This window comes from Arhodomonas sp. KWT (genome assembly GCF_010993615.1).
Genome location: NZ_WNXE01000081.1, coordinates 1 through 1087, shown reverse-complemented (window position 1 = coordinate 1087; position 1087 = coordinate 1). Strand labels below are relative to the sequence as shown.

Sequence of the window (1087 nt, the reverse complement as noted above, 5' to 3'; positions counted from 1 at the left end):
CTGGTCCATGGGCTCGCTCTCCCGGGTGGCGTGGGCGCCGGTGTTCACCATCGCGCCGCTGGCCGTCGCCGGGCTCGTGCTGCTGCGCCGTCAGGCGGTGCCCCTGGACCTGCTCGCCCTGGGCGAGCGCCAGGCCCAGCACGCCGGGGTCGACGTGCGCCGCCTGCGCCGTCGGCTGATCGCGCTCACCGCGCTGCTCACCGCCGCGGCGGTGGCGTTCACCGGCACCATCGGGTTCGTCGGGCTGGTGGTCCCGCACCTGGTGCGCACCGTCATCGGCCCGGGCCACCGCCACCTGCTGCCGTTCAGCGCCATGGGCGGGGGCCTGCTGCTGATGCTCGCCGATATCGGCGCGCGCTCGCTGGACCCGCCGAACGAGATCCCCATCGGCATCCTCACCGCGACCCTGGGCGGGCCGTTCTTCCTGTGGCTGGTCTCGCGCCGGCAGGCGGCGGGGGGCTGAGATGCTGGAGATCGAGGACGTGAGCCTGCGCATCGACGACCGCGAGCTGCTGCGCGACGTCTCGCTGGCGTGTCCCGGCGGGAGCCTGACCGCGCTGATCGGGCCCAACGGTGCCGGCAAGTCGACCCTGCTCGGGCTGATGGCGGGGGACCGCGCGCCCACCGGTGGCGCCGTACGCCTGGCCGGGCGGCCGCTGGCGGAGTACGGGGTGCGCGAGCTCGCCGGGCTGCGTGCGGTGATGCCCCAGGACAGCGTGCTGCGCTTCGCCTACCGAGTCGACGACGTCGTGCGCATGGGCCGCGCCCTGCGCGACCTGCCGCCGGAGGAGGACGAGGCGAGCGTGCACACGGCGATGGCGGAGGTGGAGATCGCCCCGCTCGCCGCGCGCAACGCGCTGACCCTCTCCGGCGGCGAGCAGGCACGCACCACGTTCGCGCGGGTGCGGGTGCAGTCGACGCCGGTACTGCTGCTCGACGAGCCCACGGCGGCGTTGGACCTGCGCCACCAGGAGCGGCTGCTGTCGCTGGCCGCGGACTGGGCGGCGGCGGGGCACTGCGTGGTCGCCGTGATGCACGACCTCAACCTGGCCGCCGCCCACGCCGACCACCTGGTGCTCCTGGACCA

2 protein-coding genes are annotated in these 1087 nt (G+C 75.2%); both read left to right on the top strand.

Annotated elements, in window-relative coordinates; genetic code table 11:
• Positions 1–463, top strand: a 463-nt coding sequence (locus G7A99_RS24895; protein ID WP_205599829.1) for an iron ABC transporter permease, incomplete at its 5' end; no start/stop codon positions are given.
• Between the two features lies 1 nt (position 464).
• On the top strand, positions 465–1087 hold a 623-nt coding region (locus tag G7A99_RS12150), incomplete at its 3' end, for an ATP-binding cassette domain-containing protein (protein ID WP_163140484.1).